Genomic DNA, 22,249 nt, shown 5'->3' with positions numbered 1-22,249 from the left:
GTTTTCATAAAAAAAGACAGCTCTTTTCCCCGCTATCTTAAACAATACAAAACTAAATTGCATTTATTTATAACCCTACTAACAGTTTTAAAAAACGCCGTAAGGTGAGAAGCGGTTACTTCTTCTTGATTTCTATTACAGTATATACAACCTAACAATAAATGTCAACATATTTTATTTTTATAGTGTTATAACTTTTTATCTTATGGTAAAGATAATTCTATCACAAAAAAATTTTTACAGCCATAGGAGGTTATATGAAAAATAAATATTTCTATTTAGCAATTTCATTTATTATATACAATATTATTATTCTAATAGTTTCAGATAGATATTCTTTGTCAATACTCTTTTTTATACCAATGTTGTTTTATGCATTTTACATGGTTAAATTGATTTCGTCAAGCAAAAAAAGCGAAGATACTAAAGCTGATGTGGAAGAATCAAACGAAAGTGTCGGCTCTACAACATACTTTGAAAAGAAGAAAACCGAAGAGCCAAAAATTCAAATCGGATTTAACGACGTAGCCGGTTTAGAAGAAATTAAAGATGACTTGATGGATGTTATCGATTTTTTAAATAATGAGGAAAAATATAAATCAATGGATGCAAAAGTACCAAGAGGTATACTTTTATACGGTCCTCCCGGAACCGGCAAGACATTAATTGCCAAGGCGATTGCAGGCGAAGCAAAAGCTACATTCATATACTCCAGCGGTTCCGAATTTGTTGAGAAATATGTAGGTGTTGGTGCAAAACGTGTTCGAATGATTTTTGAAAGAGCAAGAAAAGAAGCACCAAGTATAATATTTATAGATGAAATAGATGCATTAGGCGCTAAAAGAAATTCGGAAAGCAACAATGAAAAAGATCAAACATTAAACCAGTTATTGATTGAATTGGATGGGTTTAACAATACCAGCAATGTAATAGTAGTTGCAGCTACTAACAGAATGGATTTATTGGACGAAGCACTGTTAAGGCCGGGACGTTTTGACAGAAAAATATATGTAGGCAATCCAAATTTCCATTCCAGGCTTAAAATATTAGAGGTACATACAAAAAACAAACCCCTTGATAAAAAGATACAACTGAAAGATATTGCCGTAAAAACTCATGGTTTTTCAGGAGCGCAACTTGCAAATATAGCAAACGAAGCCGCTTTAAAAGCCATTAAGGATAAAAGTAAAAAAATCAACTTGGATAATTTTGAATTTGCAATAGAAAAAATAGCGGCCGGACTTGAAATCAAGCATTCTACGGTATCTGACAAGGAAAAAAGAATTGTTGCATATCACGAAGCTGGCCATGCGGTTGTGGCTAAAATACTTGATATAGATAAGGTTCAAAAAATATCTATTATTCCAAGAGATAAAGCCTTAGGTTATGTGCTTAAATTCCCTACTGAAGATAAGTTTCTGTATACAAAGAAAGAGCTTTGCGACAAAGTAACCGTCCTTCTTGCAGGAAGAGCTTCAGAAGAAATTTTTATGGGTGAAGTATCTACGGGAGCATCAAATGACATTAAAGAATCAACAAATATAATATATGAAATAATTTGCAGCTATGGAATGGGTAAACACACTCAAAATACATGCATTGACGAAAGATTTTTCAAATATTATCTTGATTCAATTAAGGATGAAGCAGCAGAAATGACTAAAGAAGCTTACGAACGATCCATAAAAATTATCATGGATAACGAGGGCATCGTTAGAAAAATTGCCGAATATTTATTGAAAAATGAAACAATGAACGCAGACGAGTTAGATGAATTAATGGATGAGAAAAAGAAAAAAGCGCTGATTTAATCAATGGATTGGCAGTTGATAAGCAACGGATAAAACAAGGGACACGAAATGTGCCCCTTTAACAATTGTTCTTCTATTGCTTTTTATAGTAAGTCTCTGCATCTTTTCTCACACCGTTGACTCTGACTTCTAAGTGCAGGTGGTTTCCTGTAGAATATCCTGTTGAGCCGACTAAAGCAACCGGATCTCCTTTTAATACTGCTTGTCCCTTGCTGACCAATAGTTTAGAAGCATGTGCATACAAGGTTGCTATTCCACCACCGTGGTCTACAATAACATAGTTTCCGTATGAATAATGCCATCCTGAAAAAATTACCACACCATCGTTTGCGGATAGTATAGGTGTTCCGTAAGGTGCTCTGATATCTGTTCCTCCGTGACTTGACCATACTCCCGTAATCGGGTCAGCTCTTCCTCCGAAATGGGATGTAATGGTATAATAGCCGGGTAACGGCCACAGAAGTTCTCCGCCGGCATATTCAACCGCTCTTTGTGCGGCCAGAATATCTCTTTCGATTTGCTTTGACTGCTCTTCCATTGCTGCTTCCTGTCTTTGCATTTCTTTAATGTCTTTTTGCAGGCTGCTCATATATATTTCTTTGGAACGGGACGCAACCGTTATTTCATTATGTTTAGCATTAAGATTGTTAATAACTGCCGTCAATTCTAATCTTTCAATTTCTTGTTCTTCCTTTAAAGCTTCTACCTGAACCTTTTGTTCGGTTATACTTTTTAAAAGCTCCACGTCACTTTGCACTATCAGCTGAATCATGTCCATTCTTGTCAATGCATCAACTAAATTTTCGGCATTAAGTATTACTTCCATGTAGCCTGCTGTTCCGTTTTTATACATTACTCTTAATCTATCTTCTAAAATAGTATTATTGTTGTCTATGTCCTTATTTAACTGTTCAATTTTCTGCTCTGACTCAGAAATTTTCATGTTTATTTCTTCTTTTTGAAGCTCATAGCTTTCAACCTCTAAGGTCAAAGCCCTGATTTCACTGTCTAAAGCATCAATTTCCTGCTGTACACTTTTTTGCTGACCTTTAAGTTCCTCTGCTTTTTTACGGATTTCATTAATTTGATTTTCGATTTGTTTCTGTTTTTGCTGCATACTTGCAATACTTCCCCCTGCTGCTGCCGGGAAAGCAGTTAATATACTCATAATTACTAAAATAAATACAACGCTTTTCCTGAACATAACCCCTCTCCTATACACTTAAGAATTTTTTCAAAGAAATCAGGCTTCCTAAAATTCCTATGCCGATTCCTATAGTAAGGAATATGATTATCAAATCATTTAAAATCATATCAATTCCAACCATATACCCAGCCATTCCTGTCGCTAAAGCGACATACTCTCCTGCTAAATATTTAATTAAATAATTATAGCCAAAGAATATTATACCGATTGCTACGATTGATCCAATTAACCCGAGCATTATGCCTTCAATCAGCAACGGTCCCCTTACATAACCGTTCGTAGCTCCGATATACTGCATCAGCTCAATTTCCTTTTGCCTGTTAAGAACTGTAATTTTAATGGTGTTAGAAATTATAAATACGCTTATCAAAAGTAATATTATAATAATCCCCGATCCGCCTCTTTTTACGAAATCCGAAATTTTTATCAAGCTGTTGACAGCATCCTTATAATACTGTACGCTCTCAACTCCGTCAAATGTTTCAAGTTTACCCTTAACATGATCTGAATATTGTACGTCTTTCAATTGAACTATATAAGTATTAGGCAGAGGATTTTTCCTTAGGTTTTCAAGCATCCACGCATCCTTGCCCCAATCTTCTTTTAACTTTTCAAGAGCATATTCCTTTGTTCGGAATGCCACCCCCATGACACCTTCTATTTCTTTAAATGACTTCCCTAATTGTTCAATTTGAGCTTCTTCCACATCATCCTCAATATATACGGCTATTTCATCAAAGGTTTCCTTAGTTGCCAAGGCAATATTGTTTACATTAAGAACGATAATTAAAACAAAGCCAAGTATTATTAAAACTGCGGTTACGGAACCGATTGAAGCAAGCCCCATCATTCGGTTTCGCCATAAGCCTTTAAATGCTTGTCTTAAAATATAATTAAGCTTCTTCATTGTCATTACTATATCCCCCTGCTTTCTTATCCCTGATAATGACACCTTGTTTCAATTCAATAACTCTTTTTTGATATTGATTGACTATCTCTCTGTCATGGGTTGCCATTATAACTGCTGTGCCTCTTTTATTAATTTCAGTGAGGATTTTCATTATCTCTTTAGATGTTTCCTGATCCAAATTTCCTGTTGGCTCATCTGCTATAATCGTTTCCGGCTTATTTATTACTGCACGGGCTATAGCAACTCTTTGCTGCTCTCCTCCGGACAGCTCGTCCGGATAATATTTTGCCTTATCACTTAATCCCACCATGCTAAGCACCAACGGCACTTCTCTTCTGATGTTTTTAGCGTTACAGCAAATCATTTCCATCGCAAAGGCAACATTTTCATATACCGTTAATTTAGGCAGCAATCTGTAGTCCTGAAAAATAAATCCGATGTTTCTTCTGTATTCCGCTATGTTTCTTTTTCTGATTTTAGTGATATTTTGTTTATTATAAGTAATGATTCCTTCGGTAGGATTTATTTCTCTCAGCAATAGCTTTATCAAGGTACTTTTTCCCGCACCGCTTTTTCCGACTATAAACAAAAATTCGCCTTTTTCTATTTTTAAGTTAATATTTTTAACTGCTGTAAATTCATTTTTATATACTTTTGTGACATTATTAAATTCAATCAAAGCATTTTCACCTCTTAATACTTATATAATAACATAATCTGACAAAATTTCAACTATTACTATAATATTTTACTTTATTTTCACTAAAAATGAAATGTTTATTTTTGGATTTAATAAAAAACAATGGGAGAATGATGGGGGAACAATAGGAAAACATAAAAAAAGAAAGGGATTAATTGGTCCCTTCCATAGTAGGTATTTCTATTTATTAACAATTGTTCTCCAATTGTTGTGCTATTGTTCAGCCATTGTCAATTCTTGTATTGTTTTTCTAAAATAACCTTTTGCGGCAGCTCTTTCAATTCGGTTCTGACAACAGCAAAAGGATATGTCAAAATTTGTGCAGTTACATCTCCCGGTTTGGGGTCTGTATATTCAGCATAAACAGTTAATATCTTTTCACCGTTTTCTTCTGTTAATGTTAATTTATCGATTTCAACCTCGTAGCCTGCAGTATTTTTTTCTCCTCTTGTAACAACAACATAAATTTCATCATTTACCTTAGCTACCAAAGCTTTTTCCTTCATTCTGTAATTTGGTAATACTTCTGTTATTTGTCTCGGCATATCCTCAGGTTTTATACTGTCGAAGCCAACATTTTCCGCGTCCCTTCCTCTAATGTATCTAAAAAAGAATAAAAGAGCAGCTATAAATACTATAATCGCGACAATGGTTATAATCCTTTTCATAAAAATCCCCCTAAATTAAACTTCTTTATATATTTATTCTTCTTAACCAAAATTATGCTAAATAGTAAAGAGTTTGTTTATAAAATGTATTAATAAAGTATTTGACATTGCAGCTTGTCTTTAAGTATAATTTTAATAAAGAAAGGAGTTGGAAAATTAATGTCGTGTGATTGTAATGAATTTCAAAATCTGACTGCTAATTTACAGTTGTTAAATAAAAGCATTTTAGACGTAGTAACAAAATTAGACGAACAAACATCCATGCTCAACAGAGCAGTTTTTAAATCTGCTACACATTGCGGCTGCATTGAGATACATGCTACAAAACAACTATTTTCTCAAAACAAAACTCTTGAGGAAAATCAACTTGATTTGGAAAATCATATCGAGGGAGAATTGTGTCCAAAATGCAGAGAAAAAATTGAAGAAGAAATGGGCGAACTGATGTTTTACTTAGCATCAATGTGCTCAGCCCTTAACCTGGATTTAAATGAAATAATGGAATCAAAATTGGACCATTTAAAAACTTTGGGTATTTATAACCTGTTGTAATCAATAACATTATAATAAGAACTGACCCATTTACGACATCAAAGATGTCGAATGGGTACCCCAGAACCTTGTTGTTTCACAATAAATCAATGTCATCCCTATAAAGGATGACATTTTTGCATTATACCGGATTGCCCCCTGAATTACAAGGGATAATCATAGATCCGGTATGTATATACCTATCGTGCCAAGAAAATGCCTCACTTAACAAATGAGGTGTATGAGCACTTTTAGTAACCTGAGAAGCTCTGCTGTAATAATCTCTCAACATTTCTTTATAATCATTGTGGGCGCAATTTTCTATTATTAGTTCTGCTCTTTCCTTAGGAGAAAGACCCCTTAAATCCGCCACACCATTTTCCGTAACTATAACCATAACATCATGCTCTGTATGATCAACGTGTGATACAAACGGTACGACAGATGAAATTTTTCCTTTAAGTGCGGTAGATGGTGTCGTAAAAATAGAAATATAAGCATTGCGGGCAAAATCGCCCGAACCCCCGATTCCGTTCATCATCTTATTGCCCATAATGTGAGTTGAATTTACATTACCATAAATATCAACCTCAATTGCTGTATTTATTGATATAACACCTAATCTCCTTATTATCTCGGGATTATTACTGATCTCTTGCGGCCTTAATATAATTTTATCCTTATATTTAGAAATATTATTCAAAAAATCTTTTATTCTTTCAGGCGATATTGTTAATGATGCCGCTGAGGCTATTCTAAGTTTTCCGCTTTCAAGCAAATCTAATGCCGAATCCTGAAAAACCTCAGAATAAAAGTCCAAATTTTCAAATTCCGAATAACGTAGTCCTCCCAACACAGCATTAGCGACACTTCCTACACCCGATTGCAGTGGCAGCAAATTTTTTGGTAACCTGCCGCACTTAACCTCCGATTTCAAAAATGATATTAAGTTTTCAGCCATTTTTTCAGATATTTCATCAATAGGCGCAATAGGATTTGGCGTATCTTCTATATCTGTAACAACGATAGCTGCTATTTTTTCAGGGTCGCAAGGTATATAAGTTGTTCCTATTTTATCAGATGTATTTTTAATCGGAATATATTCTGTAAAAGGAGGCTTATTAATTGCATAAATATCATGTATACCCTCAAGCTCTGCCGGTTGTGACAAATTAATTTCAACAATCACTTTATCGGCACACTCAACAATAATATTTGAATTTCCAACAGATGTACTTGGAACAATCCCACCATCTTCAGTTATTGCAACTGCTTCTATTATAGCAAAATCTAACTTGCCTAAAAATCCGTATTTTAAATATTGTGCAGAATTGCTTAAGTGCATATCATTATATTTTACACTGCCGTTATTTATTGAATTTCTCAAATTATTATTTGTTTGATAAGGATATCTCCTTCTGATTATTCCTTTTTCAGATAAAAGTCCGTCTAATTCGGAACCTACCGAAGCACCGGTAAAAAGATCAATTTGTATTTTATCGCCTTTATCAGCTCTTTCAGCCAAAGCCATAGGTACAGCTTTAGGATATCCCGCAGGTGTAAATCCCGATGTCCCTACAAGGCAGTTATTCATAATCAAATCAGCGGCTTTTTCAGCACTCATAATTTTTCTTTTTAGTAATTCGCATCTGATTCTTTCCATTTATATCTCCCTGTCTAAATCTACTATTAACATAAAAGCTCCTCATAATAACAAATATACGAGGAGCTTTTTTAATAAATTCAATATCCTCTTAGGCGTAGTTAATTAATACTGCAATTACCATAAATACGGCAGCTACAGCAGTCCATAATAATATTAGCGGCCCCACAAACTTAAACCATTGCTCATACTTAATCTTTGCTACAGAAAGATTTGCAAGCAATACTCCGGATGTAGGAATAATCGAATTAGAAATACCATCACCAAATTGGTAACCTAATACCGCTGTTTGTCTTGATAAATCTAAAACGTCTGCTAACGGAGCCATTATTGGCATTGTTGTTGCAGCCTGACCTGAACCTGACGGTATTGCAAAGTTTATTAAAGATTGAACTATAAGCATGCCTACAGCACTTATTGCCTTTGGCAATCCTGATATTACAGAAGCAAGCGAATAAACGATAGTATCTATTATCATACTTCCTTCCATTATTACAAGTAATCCTCTCGCTAAACCAACAACCAATGCTCCTGTTGCCATGTCCTTAGCACCACTGATAAAGTATTTAGCTATATCATCAAAACCAATTCTTGCTACAATACCTGATACTATACCCATTGCTAAGAATATAGATGCAATCTCGGTAATGTACCAACCATATTTAAATACACCAAATACTATTAATCCCATCCCGCCAAAGAATACTAATAAAACTAATATATCTCTGCCGGTCATTTTTCTTATATTGCTTAAATCAATTGTCATATCCTTTTCTTCTTGTTCAAGATCATACACAATACTTTTTGTCGGGTCTTTTTTAACCTTATTAGCATATCTGTAAATATAACCGATTACAAGAACTAAAGAAACTGCCCAAATTACTAATCTTAAGCCAATACCGGAAAACATTGGAATGCCGGCTATACCTTGCGCTACTCCTACTGTAAAAGGATTCATAAAACCAGATACGAAGCCTGTAGCAGCTCCTAATGCAACTATGGCCATACCGGTTACAGCATCATATCCAAGGGAACGTGCTAATGCGATGCCAATTGGAACGAATACAATGGCCTCCTCAGCCATACCAATTGTTCCTCCTCCGATGGAGAAAATAAAAACAATTATCGGAATCAACAGAGCTTCTGCGCCTTTTAAGCTTAAAGCAACTTTACTGATTCCGGCTTCTATGGCACCTGTCTTGTTTATAACGTTAAATGATCCTCCAACTATAAAAATAAAGAATACTATTCCTTGCGCAGCTCCTAATCCCTTAGGAAATGCCTTTAAAACATCAAATAGTTTCGCAGGGTTTGAATCCACATTTGCATACGAAGCGGGATCAACTACCATTCTGCTTCCTGTTTCAGTTTCAATTTCCATTTTTTGATATTGACCTGCAGGAATTACGTAGGTTAATACTGCCGTGATGATAATTAATGTAAATATGATTACATAGGTGTGCGGTACTTTAAATCTTTTCTTTTTAATTTCTTGTTCCATATAGTCCTCCTTATTTTTTTTATATCAACATTAACCTTATTGTTAATGATAATATTTATGCTTCTCCTCGTTTATAATATCTTCCAAGCTTATTATTTACTTTGTTTCCTTGTTTAATAGCTACGCTGCCGTTTAATATGACATAATCGATACCTTCAGGATTTAGCTGAGGCTCCTGAAATGTTGCTTTATCAATTATTGTATCGTAATCAAAAATTACTATATCCGCATCGTATCCTTCCTTCAGCAGACCTTTTTTTCGCAAGTTCAACCTTTTAGCGGGCATATAAGTCATCTTATATATTGCATCATAAAATTCCATAAGCTTTTTATCTCTTACATAGTGCCCTATAACTCTTGGAAATGTGCCTGCACCCCTTGGATGACCCGAATGGTTCCTGTAAATACCGTCGCTTGCAACCATTACAAGAGGATGATTTAAAGCTTCAACAATTTCTTCTTCATTCATTACGTATGCTACAGCAAGCATTTTCGGATATTCTTTTCTTGCTTTTTCAAAAAGCTCCTTATCACAGAACACACCTTTAAAAGGCTCTTCAGTAAGCATTATAGAATCATAGCTTTTATTCCATAATTCAAAGCATCCGTCGTCAAATACGGCGGAGCCGATGAATGTACTGAATGCTGCATACGGATATGCATCAACAGATAAATCAATCCCGCTTTTAACTAAGTCATCTATAAGATTAAGTGCTTCTGTCATATTGCCAAAGGCGCTGCAGCTGGATAAATGGGAAATTTGAAATGGTATTTCGGTTTCTTTTCCTATTGTTGCCATTTCCCTTATTGCATCTAAAGCGAATTTGGAATCTTTTCTGTAATGGGCTGCCAGCAGCAAGTCCTTTCTGCCTTGTATCTCTTTTGTAATTTCAATTGCTTCATCAGTATCTATACCGGGACAGTATTCCAATCCATATGATATGCCTACGGCACCATTATCTATTGCCTTGCAAGCCAAGGCTTGCATCTTTGATATTTGTTCCTTAGTTGACTTTTTATAAATATCAGAATTACCTACTATATTCCTTAAATAATTATGTCCGATATAAGACATATAGTTAACCGGATTTCCCTTCTCATTTATAAATTCCGCAAGTTCATCAATGCTCTGCCTGTTATTCCCGCAATTTCCTACAACACAAGTAGTAACACCCATATTCAACATGGTTTCAGAAATGTCATATTCTTGCTTTTTGGTAAGGGAGAAATCCTCTTCATGCATATGAATATCTATAAATCCCGGCGAAATATAGTGACCTTTTGCATCTATAACCTCTTTCGCTTCGGAAGACACTCTTCCTATTTCTGTTATTATTCCTTCGCCTATACCAATATTTCCCTCTATAATCCTTTTGTTTTCGATATCAACAATCTTACCGTTTACTATTTTAACATCTAACATACCGACCCTCCTTAATTTTTATAATTATACAACAATACTAATTTAATTGCAAAACTTTTTTGCAATTTGTGTATAAATTTCTACATAATTAATCAGATCAACTACCGGAATTTTTTCATCCTTTGCATGAGAATATTTCAAATCCCCGGGGCCGGTAACAACCGTAGGTATCTTTCCGTATGTAGAAAGAACACCTGCATCAGTCCATCCTCTTCTCTTTTCTATGTTTGGCTCTTTTTTATTGAAATCCTTTAATACACTGTAGACTGTTTTAGCAATATCGGAATCCGGTTGTGCAATAAGCGGCGCATGATCAAACTCATCCATCAAATTTGAATCCATTCTTATTATTTCTGCCTTAAATTCAGGATCGTCTTTGCTGATATCATCTATAATATCCTGATATTCTTTAATGACACTTTCAACATTTTCTTCAGGTAAATATCTTCTGTCAATTTGAATGATACAACTATCAGCAACCGAGCTTGGCTGTGTCCCCCCTTTTATGAATCCGAAATTCATAACAGAAGGTCCCATCCATTCATTTTGTCTTAATTTCAGCTTAGGCATAAGTTCATCTTCAATTTTTCTTATAAGTTTTGCAGCCTTGGAAATTGCATTAATTCCAAGCTCCGGGATTCCGCCGTGTGCAATTTTGCCTTCTATTTTTATTTCAAGCCATTCAAGTCCTCTATGTCCTAAAGCATATCCGTAGTTTGAAGGTTCTCCAACTATTGCGCCATCAGCTTTGATACCGCTTTTCACAACATATTCTGTACCGTCACTCTTTTCTTCTTCTCCTACAGCAGCAGTAAGTATTATATCTCCGCCTAACAACCTTCCTTCTTTTTTTATATTAAGCATAGCAGTAATCATACAAGCCACGGCCCCCTTCATATCATTAGTGCCTCTCCCCTGAACATAACCATCAACAATATCTGCACTAAAAGGGTCAAAATGCATCTCATATGGAGGAACTGTATCTATATGACCATTAAGAATCAAGGTTTTTCCGGTTCCGTTTCCTCTTAACTTAGCTATTACATTTCTTCTTAATCCCTCTACTTCCTGATACTCCACCTCAAGTCCGTTATCCTTACAATAATTGTAAATAAATTCAGCAACAGCAGATTCCCTGTTTTCCGTATGCTTGTGGCTGGGAATTCTGATAAGCTCTTGAGTAAGTTTAACTACTTCACTTTCAATGATTGGAATTAGCTTCTCTTCCATAAAATCCTCCATTATGTAAATTTAAATATTAATAATTACTATTTAGCTCTAATAATAAATATAGCTTTTTATTATATATTAGCAAAACTCATGCCAAAAAATAATCTCATTTTTTGTTGCATTTTAAAAGTAAAAATTTTATAATGTTAATATAACGAACATTATTGTGTTCACTATGTTAACGTAGTTCATTTTCTTAACTTAACCCCATAGGAGAGCTATATGATTCCAAAATATATAATCACATCACCTAATAAACAATTCACTCAAATGGTGTATAACACAACCAAAGAATTAAGTTTCACAGATTTTATTCTAATTGAAAACGCGTTGGAGGAAGCTGTAAATATTGTGGCTAAATACATAAAAGAATTTCCTATTTCTATAATTGTAAGCCGCGGAGCTACAGCAAAGATGATCAGTAAAATCACGGACATACCCGTATTGGAAGCTGATTCCACGCCATTTGATATAATAACTTCTATTATGGAAGCTATGAAAATATCTAAAAATATTGCTTTCGTTCACTATGACAAAAGCATTACGGAAAATTTTTCCAACGTAATCGATATGTTTAACATTAACTTAAAAGAATATTATTATAATAATTACTCAGAAATCGAGAAATGTGTCTATGATGCCTACAAAGATAAAAACGAAGTGGTTGTATGCGGCTATAACTATATAGAAAATATCTGCAAAAAATTAGGAATTGCATCTGTAATGTACAGCACCAGCAATTATGCCATGAAAGAAATTCTTTCCAAGGCATCCCTGATAAAATATGCGCAAGAAAGACAGCTCATGCACGAAAAGCAGTTAATAACCTTTATTAATGAAATGCCGGACGGAGTAATCTATCTAAACGAAAAAAATGTAATAACACTTATAAACAATACGGGAAAGAAGCTGTTGCTTCTAAATGATAATCAGAATATAGTGGGACAACCAATCAGCAATTTTATAAGCAAGCATAATCTATTGGAAATTATAAATAAAAAGAAAAATGAACTTGGAAAGGAAATTAATTTTTCAGGTAATAAAATATTAATCCGTTCAACTCCCTTGTTTGCTAAAGAATCATACATGGGTACTGTCTTGATTTTTCAAAAAAGTTCATTCATATCCAGATTGGATCAAAATGTACGGCGTCAAAATATGAATAAAGGCATGCATGCGTACATGACATTTAAGGACCTTGAAGCTACTACTGTTTCTGTTGAAATGATAAATTGTATAAATAAAGCAAAACAATATGCTAATACTGAAAGTACAATTCTTATAATAGGGGAAAGCGGGACAGGAAAAGAATTGTTTGCTCAAAGCATTCACAATGCCTCCAGCAGAAAGAACCAACCGTTTGTTGCAATCAATTGTGCGGCACTATCTCAAAACCTGTTAGAAAGTGAACTTTTCGGTTATGAAGAAGGGTCGTTTACCGGAGCCAAGGCAGGCGGTAAACCGGGATTATTCGAACTTGCGCATAACGGAACATTATTTTTGGATGAATTGGGATTGCTTCCGTTAAGTGTACAAGTACAGCTGCTCAGAGTATTACAGGAGCGTCAGGTAATGCGTGTTGGCGGTACCAAAATGATTCCTATCAGCATAAGAATAATAGCTGCTACAAATTCAAATTTGAAAAACGCTGTGGAAAACGGCACATTCAGACACGATTTGTATTACCGGCTCAATGTTTTAAACATATCAATACCACCTCTGAATAAAAGGAAGGATGATATACCTTTGTTGTTAGAGCACTATTTGTCATTGTTCAGTGCCAGATACAACAAGAATATTAAATCATGCAGCCCGGACTTTATACAAGCATTCAAAAACCATAATTGGAGCGGGAACATAAGGGAACTGGTTAATTATCTTATGAGAATCGTTATATTATCAGATAGTGAAATACTTACTACAGATGATATAGTAAAAAGCGAAATAGATTTAATTTCAAACGAATCATTCAATCCGGAAAAAGAAAAAGACAATTTGGATAATCTGATTGTTTTAAACCCGGATACCCTTGAATCAATGGAGAAAAGTATAATAAAATGGTATATGGACAAATATGACGGAAATCGCTTAGCAATTTGCAAATCACTTGATATAAGCAGGACAACACTTTGGAAAAAATTGTCCGATATAAAACAGGAGAATTAAAAAAAAAGTTGCTGCGCAACTTTTTTTAATCTCTCTGGCAAAGTTCCACAAGAACTCCCCCCGTACTTTTCGGATGACAAAAGGCTATTTTAGCTCCGCCCGCACCATAGCGGGGCGTTTCGTCTATCATTCTCATTCCTTTAGCTTTCATTTCTTCGATTGTCTTTTCAATATCATCGACTCTGTAAGCTATATGCTGTATACCTTCACCGTTTTTAGCGATATACTTTGCTATAGGGCTGTCCTCTGACGTTGCTTCCAATAATTCCACCTCCGAGTCACCGGTAGGCAGAAAAGCAACTTTAACCTTCTGTTCTTCAACAACTTCAGTGCCGTCTGCCTTCAAACCAAGCACACCTTCGTAAAAGTTAAGAGCTTGCTCAATGCTGTTAACAGCAATTCCTATATGATCAATCTTTTTTACCATTTATACCTCCTAAAAATTCGTCACGAACTTCATACATATTTTTTTCTTTATTAAGTATATTGATTACTTCCCTGTCTAAGCGATTTTCACTATCGGTATGGGTAATAACTATTTTTCTGAGCTCTGACTCAATGAGCTCCACAACCTCAAGCTTAAGATTCTTCGTTCTTCTTTCAATAAGCCTGCCGCTTTCCTTCAAGTAATCAATATGGTTTTTAATTTCAACTATTAAATCATCAATACCTTCATTTTTAGAAGCAATAAGTTTAATTACAGGTGGTCTTCTGTCCATATCCATACTCAAATCAAGCATCATATTTACTTCAGTTGCAGTTCTGTCTGCTCCGAACAAATCACTTTTATTTATAGCGAAAATATCACCGATTTCCATTATTCCTGCTTTTATGGACTGAATATCGTCACCTAATCCCGGTACCATAACCATGAGAATTGTATCAGCTGTTTTTACTATATCAACTTCAGATTGACCGACTCCTACAGTTTCTATGATTATATAATCATAACCTGCAGCATCAAGGATTTTAAGAGCATTTTTTGTATACTTTGAAAGCCCTCCAAGATATCCTCTTGTTCCCATGCTTCTAATGAATACATTGGGATTTAACGCCAAATCCTGCATACGGATTCTGTCTCCAAGTATTGAACCGCCTGAATAAGGACTTGTGGGGTCAATAGCAATTATGCCAACCTTATGTCCTTGATCAATAAGACCTTTTGCAAGTTTATCCGTCAATGTACTTTTTCCTGCTCCGGGAGGTCCGGTGATTCCTATAACGTGAGCTTTTCCTGTATATTGATGTATTTCTCTTAATACTTTTTCAGCTTCTTCCGGGTAATTTTCAACTAAGGTTATAAGCTTTGCGCAAGCTCTTTTGTTTCCCTTTAAGCTTAGCTGAATTATATTTTCCACTAAATCACCTCTTATTACAATTGATTTGCAATAGATAAGCGATTGATTTGCGATTGCCAATCCATTACTTATCCATTGCCAATCCATTGATATTCTATCGTTTTACGTTTGCTTTTATGAATTCTATCATTTGTGTTGTTGTTGTTCCGGGTGTAAATATTTCAGCGATACCTGATTCTTTTAATGCCGGTATATCATCGTCAGGGATAACTCCGCCGCCAACTATCAACACATCGTCAACATCTTGTTCCTTTAACAATTCAACCACTCTTGGGAATAAATAGTTGTGAGCTCCTGACAACAAGCTCATTCCTATAACATCAACATCTTCTTGAACAGCTGCAGCAACAATTTGCTCAGGTGTTTGTCTAAGACCTGTATATATTACTTCCATACCTGCATCTCTAAGTGCTCTTGCTATTAATTTTGCACCTCTGTCATGACCATCAAGACCCGGTTTAGCTATTAAAACTCTTATTGGTTTCATTTTTTCCTCCTACAAATTATAGCAATACTGCTTGCTCATATTCTCCGAATACTTCTCTCATAACATCACATATTTCGCCTAATGTTGCATATTCCTTAACAGCTGCTAAAATATGAGGCATTACATTTTCAGTACCCTGGCAAGCTTTTCTTAAATTATTTAATTTAGCTTGAACTGCTTCGTTACTTCTGTTTGATTTAACTTCATCTATTTTCTTTTTCTGCATTTCAGCAACTATAGGGTCAACTCTTAACAATCCTTTTGGAGCTTCTTCTTGAACCTTGTATTTGTTAACACCAACAACAATTCTGTCAAGTGATTCAATTTCCATTTGATAATTATAAGCAGAATCCGAAATTTCTTTTTGTATGTATCCAAGGTCTATTGCTCTTGGCGCTCCACCTAACTCATCAATTTTTGTTATGTATTCTAATGCTTTTTCTTCGATTTCCTTAGTTTTAGCTTCTACAAAGTATGAACCTGCCAATGGATCAACAGTGTTTGTAACTCCTGTCTCGCTTGCTAATATTTGCTGAGTTCTAAGTGCAATTGTAACTGACTCTGTAGTAGGAAGTGCCAAAGCTTCATCTCTTGAATTAGTGTGCAATGATTGTGTTCCGCCAAGTACTGCAGCAAGTGCTTGCATAGCAACTCTTATAATATTGTTATCAGGTTGCTGCGCCGTTAATGTACAGCCTGCAGTCTGAGTGTGGAATTTAAGCATCATTGATTTTTCATCTTTAGCTTCAAATCTGTCCTTCATTATTTTTGCCCATAATCTTCTTGCTGCTCTGAATTTAGCAACCTCTTCAAATAAATCGTTATGAGAATTAAAGAAGAATGACAATCTTGGTGCAAAGGTGTCAACGTCAAGTCCTGCGTTTATAGCTGCTTCTACGTAAGCGATTCCGTCGGCTAATGTAAATCCAACTTCCTGTGCTGCTGTTGAGCCGGCTTCTCTGATGTGATAACCGGATATACTTATTGTATTCCATTTTGGAACTTCTTTTGAACAGTATTCAAAAATATTAGTGATTAATCTCATAGATGGTTCTGTAGGATAAATGTATGTTCCTCTTGCTATGTATTCCTTTAATATATCATTTTGTATTGTTCCTCTTAATTTATCTGCAGATACACCTTGTTTTTCCGCTACGGCAATGTACATAGCAAGCAAGACAGCTGCAGGTGCATTTATTGTCATAGATGTGCTTACTTTATCTAAAGGAATTCCGTCGAAAAGAATTTCCATATCCTTAAGTGAATCTATTGCAACTCCAACCTTACCAACCTCGCCTTGAGCTAAAGCATGGTCTGAATCATAACCGATTTGTGTAGGTAAATCAAATGCAACAGAAAGTCCTGTTGATCCCTGGTTTACTAAGTATTTGTATCTTTCATTTGATTCTTCCGCAGTTGCAAAACCTGCATACATTCTCATAGTCCATGGTTTGCCCCTGTACATTGTAGGTTGATATCCCCTTGTAAACGGATATTGACCCGGATAACCGATTTCTGTCTCGTAATCGATGTTGTCTACATCTTCGGGAGTATATAACCTGTTAACAACTGCTCCTGATACGGATTTAAATTCTTGCTTTGACTCGGGAGCTTTTGTTAATGATTTATTCAATACTTTTTCTTCCCAATTTTCTCGAGCTTGCTTTATTTTTGAAAGTTCTTCTCCACTAAACATGACTACCTCCTGATTTGCTTAAATCTATTCAGCATTTAATATAATCTAATTTACCTATTTTTGCAAGATGTTTACATAAAATGATTTTAACTTTTTATAACTTGCAAAATTTAACCTTGCTGGACCGACTTTATAGCAGACGACCCAAATCTTCCGATTTGGTGTCGATCGCTTATACTGTAAGTGCAAAAAAGGAGCCAGACGCACGTCTAAGCTCCCTATTAAATATCACAATGCTGTTCCCGGATTTAAAATGTTGTTCGGGTCGAAAACTTTTTTTATTTCTCTCATCAGGTGCAATTCAGCTTCCGAAAACTGAAGATTCATTTTTTTGTTTCTTACCTTACCGATTCCATGTTCTCCTGTTATTGAGCCTTCACATTCAATCACTAAAGAAAATATTTCATCTGCTATTGCCTCATAATTATTCGGTTTTACAGCTCCATTTGTCAATATGCTGTTATGCAGATTTCCATCTCCTATGTGACCTATAGTGGAAATTTCTACATTGTACTTTACTGAAATTTTTGCTATGTTCTCCATATATTTCGAAAGATTTTTAATCGGAATTGCAGCATCTATGGCATCTACTACCTCATCGTGTATGCTTGGATATACGTGGCTTCTGATATCAAGCAACGTTCTTTGATCCTTTGAGCTTTCAGCAACAAAGCTGTTCAGAGCATTATTTCCCTCACATATTCCGACTATCGTTTCATACATTTCATAAAGGTCATCTTCTTTTCTTTCTGATACTATAAAATACAAATCCACTGCTCCGTCATTTGAAGGCCACGTTAATCCTATGTCATTTGATGCTTTTAATATTGCCTCTTTCTCCATGTATTCAATAGCAAGTGGCTTAATACCGGCTTTGAATATTTCTGTTACTGCTTTTACAGCATCACTTTCATTATCAAACGAAGACACAAGGCTGCCTATATGCTTATCTTTTGGCTTAATAGACAATGTGGCTTTTGTAACTATACCTAATATTCCTTCGCTGCCTATTATCAGATTTTTCAAATCCAGTCCCGCGTTATTTTTAATAAGATTTTTGCCAAGTTTAATAACTTCGCCTGACGGTAATACAACCTCTAACTCTTTGATTTGATCCCTCATTACGCCATATCTTACAGCCCTTACACCTCCTGCATTCATAACAACCAAACCACCTACCTGAGCTCCTTCATCCCCGGGATGAATGGGAAAATACAGGTTATCATGTTTGTTAAACAATTCCACCAGCTGAAGCAAGGTTACTCCTGCTTCACATTCAACCGTCAGGGATGTTTCATCAACTTCAATTATATTATTCATTCTTTCCATTGATATAATAATGCTCGGCATTATAGCTACCGCTGCTCCCGAAATGGAAGTACCGCCGCCTCTTGCAATTACAGTCAGTTTGTTTTCATTGGCATATTTCATGATTTCAGATATTTCTTCTGTTGTTGAGGGCTTTACTACCACACAATCAGTACAAACTTTGGGCTTCATTGCCTTTTCAGTCTGGTCTTCGCAGTAACTTTTCACCTTTTCCAAATCAGTTACTACCCATGCTTCTCCTAAAATTTCCTGCATTTTTTTAATTATTGTTTCGTTCATATTTCCTCCGATATAAGTTTTAAGTATTATCGTTTTTAAATGGTAAGATTATTATTGCGAATTGCGCTTATGATTTCCGGAATAATTTTATACATATCACCTACTATTGAATAATCGGCAACATTAAATATAGGTGCCGAAGGGTCATTGTTAATAGCTATTATGACTCCTGATTCTTTCATGCCTGCCAAGTGCTGCGGAGCTCCCGATATGCCGCAGGCAATATATACTGTTGGTTTTATTCTGTTTCCACTATATCCTACCTGATGATCTTTTGAAATGATTCCTGTTTCAACCAAAGCTCTTGATGCCCCTACTTCTCCGCCTAACATGACAGCAAGCTCTTTTATCATATTTAAATCTTCCGCACTTTTAACGGAAGCTCCTGCGGCAACCACTACCTTGGCATCTTGTACATTAACACTATTGTTTGATATTTCTTCTAATACTTCAATTAAATCATTACTCGTTTTGACGGTAGGAATTTTAATTATTTCTCCTATCTTGTCCGTATCTCTTTTTTTTTCTTCGAATTCCTTGTACCTTACGGTTGCCATCTGCGGATATATGTCCGATTTAATGTGAGCAAGAATATTTTCGCTGAATGCCGGTCTGATCTGTATTAATTTCATATCATCATCTATTTTGAGGTCCGTACAGTCTGCAGTAAGTCCTGTCTCCAATAATGCTGCCACTCTTGGTGCAAGGCTTCTTCCAAAAGCTGTTGCTCCGAAAAGGCATATTTCTGGTTTAATATTTTTTATTAAACTAACTATATTTTCTGTATATATCAGCTCATCCGGCTTATTAAATACAGTTGTATCAACGATGTGGTATACCTTGTCAGCTCCTCTGTAAATCAGCTCCTGCGCCTCAATTTCTTCAGGTCCTAAAATAACCGCACTTAAGCTGCAGCCGATTTTTCGGGAAAGTTCACTGCCTTTTCCTAAAAGTTCATAAGATACTTTATGGATTATATTGTTTTTTTGCTCAGCGAAAATCAATACTCCGTTGTAATTTTTTTCTGTCATCTTATGCCTCCCTAAGAATCTTATGTGATTTTAAGACATTTAATATGTCTTCAACAGCTTTTTCGTCATCTTCTTTGTATAATTTACCTTCTCTTTTTGACTGCCGGGGTACCTCAATTTTTTTAACCTTTGTGGGGGAACCCTTTATCCCGATTTTCGAATCATCCAGCACTTCTTTTAAATCCTCGCAGGTCCATTTTGTAATTTCTGCCTTACGGGCTTTTATTTTATTTTTGAAGGAAGGAAGCCGCGGAACATTTACATCCTTAGTAACCGTTATTAAAAGAGGATATTTGCCTCTTTTCAAATATTGACTTTCCCATACGCTGCTTACTACCTCAATATCTTTTTCAGTATAACTTTTTATTGCTTCAACATTGCTTATATGAGGTATGTTAAGATAGCCTGCTACTTCTGCACCAACCTGTCCCGTATCTCCGTCAACACTTTGAATACCTGCAATTATTAAATCATATTGCCCTATTTTCTTGATTGCAGAGGATAATATTGTGGATGTTATCATAACGTCAGATCCGCCGAATTTCATGTCTGTTAAAAGAATCCCTTCATCAGCACCTCTTGCAATTGCTTCCTTAAGTGCTTCCTCTGCCTGCGGAGGTCCCATTGTCAAGGCTGTTACCTTACCATTCATGTTTTCACTGATTTGAAAGGCAGCTTCCAGCGCATTTAAATCAAAAGGATTTATTTCTGTGCCTGCGGATGATCTGTCTATTCTTCCTGCTTCTCTGTCAAATTTTACTTTTTCCATATCAGGCACCTGTTTTACAAGTACTATTATATTCATTTCTACCTCCTGTCACTGTTTGGAAGTGAAGAATCCGAAGAATCTCTTCAGGAAATTCTTCACTTTTACAGGTAATTATGTTGCTTTATTAATTTCTTTATTTTTTTTAATTCCCACCATTATAAATGGGAACAGTACTACAAATATAGAAAAATATCCGAGGTATTTGTAACCTATATTGATTATTTGGGCAATTCCGAAAGTTGATACAATTACGTCCAATGTTAGCATTACAAGAACTATAATCAGGCTTATATTTCTTTCACTCCTGATGTTATTAACAAATACCGGCTTATTCTTAAACCTTACAATCAATGAAAATGCAAATGTAATTATAGTTGACAATGATGCCATAACAACAAACAAGACATATGCGGTTTCTAAAACAGGAATTCCTATTTGCTGGACTATATAAAAGTTTGGAAGAAGACTGTTTATTGATTCCGGCTGAAATCCATAATTGACAATAACTATTAATGCAAGCATTAAACCGTTTAAAGCTACTCCTAATATGGCTGTTTTTGCACTGTCTCTCTTTGATGATAAGCCGTCGGAAACCGAAATACAATTTCCGATTATTCCCGTTGACTGAAAGCCGGCATATGATATTGCAGTCCAGATTGCTGCCAAAATGCCGAAATCAGAAAGTGACGAATTATTCCAGTTTAAAACTATATTTCCGCTGCCTTTGCTTATGCCGAGAGATACTATAATTGCCAGTATCACTAATATTCCCACAGTAAGTCCTGTAGAAGCAGCTTTAACCAAAGCAGCTCCATATATAACTAATATTACAGAAAGCAATGCCATCAGTACTGTTCCGATCCACACATTAAGACCAAAGAACTGCTGCATAAGCTGAACACTGGTTGCTATGCAAAGACCGGGAGCCAATAAGCATGTTACAAGGAAACATATTTCAAAGAATGTGCTGAATAATTTCTCATAAGGATGAAAAAACTTGTTTGTAAAGGTTTTAAAATTATTTATGTTATTAACTCTTGAGTATTCTAATGCAAAATAAATTGCCAATCCCAAAAGTGCCATAGCTATTAAGGGTGTAAATATACCAAGTTTTCCATATTCAGCGTAGTAAGATACTACCTGCTTTCCCGATGCAATTCCCGGACCTACATGAGTGCCGAACCATACTGCCGCAATTCCTATATAAGGCGGGATTGAAGATTTTTGATTGATTGATTTGTTCTCCATATAATGCTCCTTTTTAATAAAATTATATATCTAACTTTGGCCAAAAGTTGTATATCTGTTATGAATAAAGCATAAAAAAAATCTTTCATTCCTATAAACACATTTGAATCCAACTGTGCTTATAGGGACGAAAGATCTATTCCGCGGTACCACCCTAATTATGATATGTAAATATCATCACTTCAAAGTCTGACAACTTCTAACTCTGTAACGTGAGTTCACGTATCTGTCTACTTGGTATC

The 22,249-nt window shown here is 35.3% G+C and carries 19 protein-coding genes and 2 other annotated features (1 of these 21 running past the window's edge); of the genes, 3 read left to right on the top strand and 16 right to left on the bottom strand.

All coding sequences use genetic code 11. From position 1 onward, the window contains the following. Positions 1 to 3: 3 nt before the first annotated feature. Positions 4 to 133, bottom strand: a sequence feature (ribosomal protein L20 leader region). Positions 134 to 257: 124 nt separating this feature from the next. After that, complete coding sequence (locus RT412_RS13985) at positions 258 to 1,811, top strand: AAA family ATPase (RefSeq protein WP_313344988.1); 1,554 nt, start codon at positions 258 to 260, stop codon at positions 1,809 to 1,811. A gap of 73 nt (positions 1,812 to 1,884) precedes the next feature. Here RT412_RS13985 and RT412_RS13980 read toward each other — a convergent pair whose 3' ends face one another. The 4 genes from RT412_RS13980 to RT412_RS13965 form a co-directional block, all read right to left on the bottom strand. Further along, complete coding sequence (locus RT412_RS13980; RefSeq protein WP_313344991.1) at positions 1,885 to 3,015, bottom strand: peptidoglycan DD-metalloendopeptidase family protein; 1,131 nt, start codon at positions 3,013 to 3,015, stop codon at positions 1,885 to 1,887. Positions 3,016 to 3,025: 10 nt separating this feature from the next. Beyond that, a complete protein-coding gene (ftsX, locus tag RT412_RS13975; protein ID WP_313344994.1) occupies positions 3,026 to 3,931 on the bottom strand; it encodes a permease-like cell division protein FtsX in 906 nt (301 codons plus the stop codon). After that, a complete protein-coding gene (ftsE, locus tag RT412_RS13970) occupies positions 3,912 to 4,607 on the bottom strand; it encodes a cell division ATP-binding protein FtsE (RefSeq protein WP_313344997.1) in 696 nt (231 codons plus the stop codon). Before ftsE ends, ftsX begins: the two co-directional genes overlap by 20 nt. Before the next feature lie 251 nt (positions 4,608 to 4,858). Further along, positions 4,859 to 5,296 carry a protease complex subunit PrcB family protein gene (locus RT412_RS13965; protein WP_313345000.1) on the bottom strand — a complete coding sequence of 146 codons (438 nt, stop codon included), beginning with the start codon at positions 5,294 to 5,296 and terminating at the stop codon, positions 4,859 to 4,861. A gap of 159 nt (positions 5,297 to 5,455) precedes the next feature. Here RT412_RS13965 and RT412_RS13960 point away from each other — a divergent pair, with 159 nt between their 5' ends. Then, positions 5,456 to 5,848: a DUF1573 domain-containing protein gene (locus tag RT412_RS13960; protein WP_313345003.1), complete on the top strand. Its 393-nt coding sequence runs from the start codon at positions 5,456 to 5,458 to the stop codon at positions 5,846 to 5,848. A 121-nt stretch (positions 5,849 to 5,969) separates the two neighbouring features. On the opposite strand, the gene RT412_RS13955 is transcribed toward RT412_RS13960, so the two are convergent. The 4 genes from RT412_RS13955 to RT412_RS13940 form a co-directional block, all read right to left on the bottom strand. After that, positions 5,970 to 7,490 (bottom strand): acetyl-CoA hydrolase/transferase family protein, encoded by a 1,521-nt coding sequence (locus RT412_RS13955; protein WP_313345005.1) that lies wholly within the window; start codon positions 7,488 to 7,490, stop codon positions 5,970 to 5,972. 91 nt (positions 7,491 to 7,581) lie between these two features. Then, positions 7,582 to 8,991, bottom strand: coding sequence for a YfcC family protein (locus tag RT412_RS13950; protein ID WP_313345008.1), 1,410 nt, complete (start codon positions 8,989 to 8,991; stop codon positions 7,582 to 7,584). Positions 8,992 to 9,046: 55 nt separating this feature from the next. Continuing rightward, positions 9,047 to 10,414, bottom strand: a complete 1,368-nt coding sequence (locus RT412_RS13945) for an amidohydrolase family protein (protein ID WP_313345010.1) — start codon at positions 10,412 to 10,414, stop codon at positions 9,047 to 9,049. 42 nt (positions 10,415 to 10,456) lie between these two features. Continuing rightward, entirely contained in the window at positions 10,457 to 11,644 is a 1,188-nt protein-coding gene (locus RT412_RS13940; protein WP_313345012.1) for a M20 family metallopeptidase, read from the bottom strand. A gap of 222 nt (positions 11,645 to 11,866) precedes the next feature. Here RT412_RS13940 and RT412_RS13935 point away from each other — a divergent pair, with 222 nt between their 5' ends. Continuing rightward, positions 11,867 to 13,810, top strand: a complete 1,944-nt coding sequence (locus RT412_RS13935) for a sigma 54-interacting transcriptional regulator (protein WP_313345014.1) — start codon at positions 11,867 to 11,869, stop codon at positions 13,808 to 13,810. Positions 13,811 to 13,835: 25 nt separating this feature from the next. On the opposite strand, the gene mce is transcribed toward RT412_RS13935, so the two are convergent. The 8 genes from mce to RT412_RS13895 all read right to left on the bottom strand — a co-directional run bounded on the left by mce (position 13,836) and on the right by RT412_RS13895 (position 22,007). Beyond that, the gene (mce, locus tag RT412_RS13930; RefSeq protein WP_313345017.1) at positions 13,836 to 14,237 is read right to left on the bottom strand and encodes a methylmalonyl-CoA epimerase; all 402 of its coding nucleotides are present in this window, start codon (positions 14,235 to 14,237) and stop codon (positions 13,836 to 13,838) included. Continuing rightward, complete coding sequence (gene meaB, locus RT412_RS13925) at positions 14,221 to 15,168, bottom strand: methylmalonyl Co-A mutase-associated GTPase MeaB (RefSeq protein WP_313345133.1); 948 nt, start codon at positions 15,166 to 15,168, stop codon at positions 14,221 to 14,223. Before meaB ends, mce begins: the two co-directional genes overlap by 17 nt. A gap of 94 nt (positions 15,169 to 15,262) precedes the next feature. Beyond that, on the bottom strand, positions 15,263 to 15,655 hold the full coding sequence (locus RT412_RS13920) for a cobalamin B12-binding domain-containing protein (protein ID WP_313345019.1): 393 nt from the start codon (positions 15,653 to 15,655) through the stop codon (positions 15,263 to 15,265). 16 nt (positions 15,656 to 15,671) lie between these two features. Next, on the bottom strand, positions 15,672 to 17,351 hold the full coding sequence (locus RT412_RS13915; protein WP_313345021.1) for a methylmalonyl-CoA mutase family protein: 1,680 nt from the start codon (positions 17,349 to 17,351) through the stop codon (positions 15,672 to 15,674). 228 nt (positions 17,352 to 17,579) lie between these two features. Next, entirely contained in the window at positions 17,580 to 18,959 is a 1,380-nt protein-coding gene (locus RT412_RS13910) for an FAD-binding oxidoreductase (protein ID WP_313345024.1), read from the bottom strand. Between the two features lie 35 nt (positions 18,960 to 18,994). Next, positions 18,995 to 19,990 carry an electron transfer flavoprotein subunit alpha/FixB family protein gene (locus RT412_RS13905; protein ID WP_313345027.1) on the bottom strand — a complete coding sequence of 332 codons (996 nt, stop codon included), beginning with the start codon at positions 19,988 to 19,990 and terminating at the stop codon, positions 18,995 to 18,997. A 1-nt stretch (position 19,991) separates the two neighbouring features. Then, on the bottom strand, positions 19,992 to 20,795 hold the full coding sequence (locus tag RT412_RS13900; protein ID WP_313345030.1) for an electron transfer flavoprotein subunit beta/FixA family protein: 804 nt from the start codon (positions 20,793 to 20,795) through the stop codon (positions 19,992 to 19,994). A 75-nt stretch (positions 20,796 to 20,870) separates the two neighbouring features. After that, positions 20,871 to 22,007: a hypothetical protein gene (locus RT412_RS13895; RefSeq protein ID WP_313345033.1), complete on the bottom strand. Its 1,137-nt coding sequence runs from the start codon at positions 22,005 to 22,007 to the stop codon at positions 20,871 to 20,873. Positions 22,008 to 22,127: 120 nt separating this feature from the next. Continuing rightward, positions 22,128 to 22,249: a binding site (T-box leader), on the bottom strand (it continues 116 nt past the right edge of the window).

This window comes from Sedimentibacter sp., from assembly GCF_032080165.1.
GTDB lineage: Bacteria > Bacillota > Clostridia > Tissierellales > Sedimentibacteraceae > Sedimentibacter.
This window is presented reverse-complemented; position numbering and strand designations above follow the sequence as displayed.